At 71.1% G+C, this 6353-nt stretch carries 6 protein-coding genes; 4 read left to right on the forward strand and 2 right to left on the reverse strand.

What is annotated here, in order from left to right:
* Nucleotides 1–15 precede the first annotated feature (15 nt).
* Together HII36_RS35355 and HII36_RS35360 are read left to right on the forward strand one after the other, a co-directional pair.
* Entirely contained in the window at nt 16–1209 is a 1194-nt protein-coding gene (locus tag HII36_RS35355) for a sensor histidine kinase (protein ID WP_173527667.1), read from the forward strand.
* Nucleotides 1206–1877: a response regulator gene (locus tag HII36_RS35360; protein ID WP_173527668.1), complete on the forward strand. Its 672-nt coding sequence runs from the start codon at nt 1206–1208 to the stop codon at nt 1875–1877. The genes HII36_RS35355 and HII36_RS35360 overlap by 4 nt, the downstream gene beginning before the upstream one ends.
* A 28-nt stretch (nt 1878–1905) precedes the next feature.
* Here HII36_RS35360 and HII36_RS55985 read toward each other — a convergent pair whose 3' ends face one another.
* Nucleotides 1906–2136 (reverse strand): hypothetical protein, encoded by a 231-nt coding sequence (locus tag HII36_RS55985; RefSeq protein WP_217370367.1) that lies wholly within the window; start codon nt 2134–2136, stop codon nt 1906–1908.
* A 590-nt stretch (nt 2137–2726) separates the two neighbouring features.
* Here HII36_RS55985 and HII36_RS35370 point away from each other — a divergent pair.
* Nucleotides 2727–3599, forward strand: a complete 873-nt coding sequence (locus HII36_RS35370; protein ID WP_217370368.1) for a serine protein kinase RIO — start codon at nt 2727–2729, stop codon at nt 3597–3599.
* 197 nt (nt 3600–3796) lie between these two features.
* Nucleotides 3797–4543 carry an alpha/beta hydrolase gene (locus HII36_RS35375; RefSeq protein WP_173527670.1) on the forward strand — a complete coding sequence of 249 codons (747 nt, stop codon included), beginning with the start codon at nt 3797–3799 and terminating at the stop codon, nt 4541–4543.
* Nucleotides 4544–4654: 111 nt separating this feature from the next.
* Here HII36_RS35375 and HII36_RS35380 read toward each other — a convergent pair whose 3' ends face one another.
* Nucleotides 4655–6142, reverse strand: a complete 1488-nt coding sequence (locus HII36_RS35380; RefSeq protein WP_236004195.1) for a serine hydrolase domain-containing protein — start codon at nt 6140–6142, stop codon at nt 4655–4657.
* Nucleotides 6143–6353: the final 211 nt, after the last annotated feature.

Genomic DNA, 6353 nt, shown 5'->3' on the forward strand with positions numbered 1-6353 from the left:
GATACGATCCTGGACATGCCTGTGACACCACCGTTGCCGCTGCTGAAACGGGTTGCGGCCGGCGTCTGGACGGTGGCGGCCTGGTCGGCGGGCCTGGCGTTCACGTTTCTCGCCAGGATCAGGCTGCCCGGCGAATACGCGTCCGCCGAGGTTCCCGCGCGCCTGCTCTACCAGCTGGAAGGCTTGGCGTTCATCACGGTGGCCACCGCGCTGGTCCTGATCGGCAGCGCGCTGCTGCGCCGCCGGCCGCTGCCCGGCCTGGCCCTGCTGCTCGCCGCCTCCGTCGTCGCCTCGTTCGCGCTGAGCGTGGGAGAGATCCCGCTGGCTCAGTTCCTGGCGGTCGACGTCGCGCTGTACTTCATCGCGGCCGAGCGCGCCCGGCGGACCGGGATCATCGCACTCACCGCTGCTCTCACCGTGCTCGCCGGATATCTGACGGTACGGGTGCTGTTCGGCTGGAACGTGGGCACCTCGGCGGAGCTGGCGGTGGCCATGACGGCGGTCATCGCCTGGCTGGTCGGCCACTCGGTGAGCCAGGCGCGCGAGCACGCCGAGACGCTGATCGCCACGGCCACCGCGCAGGCCGTCTCCGACGAGCGGCTGCGCATCTCACGAGAGCTGCACGACACCGTCGCCCACAGCATCGGCGTCATCGCCCTGCAGGCCGGCGCCGCCCGCCGGGTGATCGGCACCCAGCCGGACCGGGCCGGCCAGGCGCTCGGCGAGATCGAGACGGTCGGCCGCGAGACGCTGTCCGGGCTGCGGCGCATGCTCGGCGCGCTGCGCCACAGCCGGCCGGGCCACTCCCTCCGTCCGGCGCCAGGGCTGGCCGACCTCGACCGGCTCGCCGCGAAGACGACGGACGCGGGCGTCCACGTCGAGATACAGCGGCACGGCGACCGACGTCCGCTGCCGCCGGAGATCGACGTCTCCGCCTACCGCATCATCCAGGAGGCGATCACCAACGTGGTACGCCACGCAGGCACGAGCCGATGCCAGGTGACGATCGAGTACCGGGACGACGAACTGGCCGTCGAGATCGTGGACGGCGGACGCGGCCCCCGGCGCGCGGCGGAGGACGGCGGCTACGGCCTGGTCGGGATGCGCGAGCGGGTGAGCATGCTGCGAGGCAGCTTCCGCGCGGAAGCACGCCCCGAGGGCGGCTTCCTGGTCGCCGCCCGGCTGCCCCTGTCGGCGGGGGCGCGATGAGCGTCCGGGTCGTGCTGGCCGACGACCAGCCGCTGATCCGCGCCGCCCTGCAGATGGTCATCACCGACGCCCCCGACCTCGAACTCGTCGCGGAGGCCGCGAACGGGCTGCAGGCCGTCCAGCTGACCGAGGAACTCGATCCGGACGTCGTGGTGATGGACATCCGCATGCCGGGCATGGACGGCATCGAGGCCACCCGGCTGATCAGCCAGGGCCCCAGCCACGCCCACGTCATCATCCTGACCACCTTCGACGAGGACGACCACGTCTACGGCGCGCTCCGCGCGGGCGCGTCGGGGTTCCTCGTCAAGGACATGGCCCTGGACGACATCCTCGCCGCGATCCGGGTCGTGGCCGCGGGAGACGCCCTGATCGCGCCCGGCGTCACCCGCCGCCTGATCGAGGCGTTCGCCGACCGGCCCGCGCCCGGTCCCGCACCACGGGAGCTGGCGGGCATCACCGAGCGCGAACGCGAGGTCCTCACCCTGATCGCGCGGGGCCTGACCAATACGGAGATAGCCGCCGACCTGGTCATCAGCGTGGCCACCGTCAAGTCGTACGTGACCCGGCTGCTGAGCAAGCTCGACGCCCGTGACCGGGTCCAGCTCGTCATCCTCGCCTACGAAGCAGGCCTGGCCGCCGACCACGGGGCGCGTAACGCTTCGTAGACGTTCAGCAAGGAGACCGCGCCCTGGGTCAGAATGTCGTGCGTTCCTCGCTGCGCGGATCTCCCGGCACCAGCCGATCGTCATAGAGCCCGGCGCGTGCCCGGCGGCGCCACGGCCGGGCGAGGCGGACGGACACGTCGATGTCCGCGTCCGTGGCATCCAGGTCGAGATCCGCCACAGCCAGCGCCGGCCGGCCGTTCGCCGGGCATCGCGCGAGCCAGTGACCGCCCGGCGCGACGATCCCCGCGGGCACGGTCACGCTGAACTGCGCCGGGAACTCGGCCTCGATGCACAGCGCGCACCCGGTTCGGCGGGGTCAGCGGGTGGATCGAGCCGAAGGCCGCCCAGAGCCCGAGCTCGCCCGCCAGCTCTGCGATCGACTCGGCCTCCTCGCGCAGCACGTCCCATCGGGCCCGGGTCCAGTCCGACTCGCTCAAGGTTCCGGGCGGCCCCGAGGACATGACGTGCTTGCTCGGGTAGGCGATCGCGCCCTCGGGAAACTGCACCAGCCGCGCCCCGGCCGCGCCCGCCTCCCGCATCAGGGCGCGCACCTGCGCGCAGCGCACCGCGATCGGCCGGATCCTCGGGCACCGTGCTCTGCGCCACCGCCAGCCGCAGTCTTCTGGCCATTCGCGAACGATACGACAGTGCGACACGCAGCATCAGCGCCCGTTCTCGGCCGCCGAGGAGGAGGTGGAAAATACGTTGCGGGGTCCGGAACGGGCCGGGCATGCTGGGTCGATCGAGCGGCGGAGAGCGCTGCCTGAATTAAGGAGGGCTGACGGATGGCCATCACTGCGCTGCGGCATGTCCGCATCAGTCCCACCTCTTTGTTCAGGAGCACACCCGTTGTCTTCCGAGTACGAACTGCATGACTCCCACTCCCGCTGGTCCGACGCCTTCGCCTTCGAGTTCCATTCGGTCGACGAGGAGCTGGGCCCCAATCAGCGGTGGTCCACCTGGCTGGAGGTCGAGCGCGGCTCTCGCGGCCCGGAACCACGCCCCTCGTGGGTCGTGACGGATCAGGCCGCGATCGACACCGAGCTCGGCGTACTCAAAACCGGCAAGGAAGCCGACGTCTTCCTGCTCGAACGCGCCGTCGAAGCCATCGGCGACAACCCGGCGAAGTCCTCGCTGCTGGCCGCGAAACGGTACCGCACCGAGGAACACCGGTCCTTCCACCGCAGCACGTCGTACGTCGAAGGCCGCCGTACCCGCAACAGCCGCGACAGCCGGGCGATGGCGAAGAAGACCGCGCACGGCCGCGGTGTCGCGGCCGATCAATGGGCCCACGCCGAATGGGACGCGCTCAACCGGCTGTGGCAGGCCGGCGTCCCGGTGCCGTATCCCGTGCAGGTGGACGGCACCGAGCTGCTGATGGAGTTCATCGACGACGGCGAGGGCGGCGCCGCGCCCCGGCTCGCCCAGGTCCGGCCGTCGAAGGAGCTGCTCGGCGGGTATTTCGAGCAGCTCCGCGACGGCATGCGTGAACTGGCCCGCGCGGGGCTCGCGCACGGCGACCTTTCGCCGTACAACGTCCTCGCGCAGGGCGAGCGGATCGTGATGATCGACCTGCCCCAGGTCGTGGACGTCGTCGGCAACCCGAAGGGCATGGACTTCCTGATGCGCGACTGCCACAACATGGCCACCTGGTTCACCGGCCGCGGGCTGGAGATCGACGAACAGGAGTTGTTCGCCGACCTGCTCACGATGCTGTTCTGATCGCCTTCCGCACGGCGACCGCGAAAACCCGTTGGCGGGCCACGGCGACCGCTGCTAGGTTTCTGGAGGCCGTGCTGGAGGACGAGGAGGTGGTACCCGTGAACGCGATATCGACATGGGTGCTCCCCTCTGGGGCCACGGTCGGGCGATAGGTCGTCCGGGAGCGCCGTTCAAGAGCACTCCCGAAAGGCACGACCTTGCGATTCACTTCTGAGCAGCGCCTCGACGACGGCCTCGACGACGGTGTCGTCGAGCGCGAATTCGTCCTCGACGAGATCCCCGGCATCCTGTGGACGCCTTCGTCCGCGTCCGCACCGGTCCCGCTGATCCTGCTCGGCCACCCCCCGCTCGGACTGCGCAGGATGTACCCCCGGCTGGTGGCGCGGGCCCGGAGCGCCGCGGCGTACGGTTTCGCCGCGGCCACCATCGAGCTGCCAGGGAGCGGTGACCGGCCCCGTCTGCCCGGCGTCGAGCAGGCGGGCGCCGCCCTGCGCCGGGCGTTGGAGGCCGGCGAGCCGGTCGGCGAAGAGATCATCGACGCCCTCGTCCTCCCGCTCGTCGACAAGGCGGTCCCGGAATGGCAGACCGCCCTGGACGCGCTGCTGTCGCTGCCCGAGATCGGCGGCCCCGTCGGGTTCTCGGGGGGCGTGATCTCCATCGGCGTCCGGCTCGCGGTGGTCGAGCCGCGCATCGTGGCCGCCGGCCTCTTCGCCGGGAGTTTCGTGCCTCGCGTCATCTTCGAGGAGGCCCGGCAGGTCACCATTCCGCTGCATGTCCTGCTGCAGTGGGATGACGAGGGCAACGACAGGCAGGCGGCCCTGGACCTGTTCGACGCCTTCGGCTCCAAGGAGAAGACGCTGCACGCCAACATGGGCGGGCACACCGGCGTCCCGCAGTTCGCCGGGGAGGACGCGGCCGGGTTCTTCACCCGGCATCTGCGCTAGCCGCAGCCTCGATCGGACGGGCGAGGACGGCTCCACGCGCGGAGTCGTCTTCGCTCGCTCCGAGATCGTTCATGGGTACTTCCGACCTGTGAAACACAGTCTTCACCGGTGTCACGTCCCGGCCGTGGAGGTGTGCGCCTGCGGACGCAGCGGTGCCGACCGGCGACGCTGCCGCAGGAGAGCGCGGAAGCGGGCGGTGGCGACCATGACCCCGGTCGCCGCGGTCAGGCCGGCCCCGGCGAGGAAGGTCGGCCAGATATGCGACAGCAGGACAAAGGTGACGCCGCGGCCTCCGGCGATCAGTTCCAGGACGCGCGGCAGGAAGGCGAGCACCGGCAACGGCAGCAGGTAAGGGATCAGCCGGAGCGTCGTCCTCCAGGGGGCGGCGGTGGCGCGGCGCCGCGCCCAACGTCGCGCGCGGAGAGCTTTGACGGCCCCGCCCGCCGCGATCGAGAGCGCGGCGGCGAGGGCGGTCAGGTCGGCGATGAAGCCGAGCGGGAGCGGGGCGCCCGTGCCGGGCGTGCCCTGGGTCAGGGCGACGAGGTCTTCCATGATGGCCTCGACGTCGGACTCCAGCGGCATGCGGCTGTTGGACATCAGCGCGATGCCGTACCCGCTGCCGGGCAGGAGCACCATGGTGGCCGTGGAGGTGAAGGACGATCCGGGGTGCGTGATCCGCCTGGGCCCGTGGTGGGGGTCGGGGTTGTCCCAGCCGAGGGCGTAGCGTCCGTCGGGCGCGCTGGGCCGGTGCAGCTCGCGCAGCCCCTCCGCGGACAGGACGGTGCTCGCCGCGCCACGGGTGTGCAGGGCGAGCCACTTGGCGAGGTCGTCGGCGGTGGTGACGATGCCGGCCGAGCCGGCGACGAACCGGTCGGGCTCGGTGCGCGGCCAGGTGATGCCGAGGAAGCGGTTGTGCCCGTCGACGAGGCCGGGGACCGGGTTCTGCCAGTTGTCGGCGGTCACGGTCGAGGTCATCCGCAACGGGGTGAACACCCGCCGGGTGAGGTATTCGGCGAAGGGCAGCCCGCTCACCACTTCCACCAGCCGGGCGGCGACCCAGTAGTTGGGGTTGTGGTATTCGTGTCGCAGGCCAGGTGGGGCGGCCAGCTCGGCGCGGCGCAGGTCCGCCACGGCCTGGCGCAGGGAGTCCGGCTGGGGCAGAGCGGCCTCGGGGTAGGTGGTGTCCGACATGCCGGAGCTGTGGTCGAGCAGCCGGCGAATGGTGATCTGCTCGGCTCTGGGGTCGGCCATGGCGAATTCCGGCAGATGCCGTACGACGGGGTCGTCGAGCGTGAGGCGGCCCGCCTCGGCCAGCTGCATCACCGCCAGGGCGGTGAACGACTTCGACAGCGACGCGATCCGCATCGGTGTCCGGCTCGTCACCGGCTCGCCGCGCGCGTCATGCCCGTATCCGCCGGTGTGCAGGACGCGCCCGTTCTTGACGAGCGCCACCGCGACGCCGGGCAGGCGGGCAGGCCCGAGGTTGGCCGCCACGACCTCGGCGATCGCTGCCGGGTCCGGCTGCGCCGCCGCGGCGGCGGGTGAGACCGGCGTGCCCAGGCAGAACGCCGCCACGCCGGCCATGAGGTGCCTTGTCATCAAGTTCACACGTACTCCTGTGTGGAAAGTGGGCAGGGCTGAGCGACCGGGCGGCCCGCCGGCCGTCCGGTGATCAGATGCGGGGGATGCTCCTATGGATGTCAAGCGGAGCGTTCTTGATCCTTTGATGTGATGAGTCCGTAGAGTTCGCGGGCGACGTAGCGCTTGAGGCAGCGGATGATCTCTTTCTTGGACAGGCCGTCTTGGGTGC

The organism is Nonomuraea antri (assembly GCF_013283785.1).
GTDB classification, from domain to species: Bacteria; Actinomycetota; Actinomycetes; order Streptosporangiales; family Streptosporangiaceae; genus Nonomuraea; species Nonomuraea antri.

What these genes read in the sequence shown, in the direction of transcription:
- HII36_RS35355 (WP_173527667.1), top strand. Translation starts at nt 16, where the DNA reads ATGCCTGTGACACCACCGTTGCCGCTGCTGAAACGGGTTGCGGCCGGC.
- HII36_RS35360 (WP_173527668.1), top strand. Translation starts at nt 1,206, where the DNA reads ATGAGCGTCCGGGTCGTGCTGGCCGACGACCAGCCGCTGATCCGCGCC.
- HII36_RS35380 (WP_236004195.1), bottom strand. Translation starts at nt 6,142, where the DNA reads ATGACAAGGCACCTCATGGCCGGCGTGGCGGCGTTCTGCCTGGGCACG.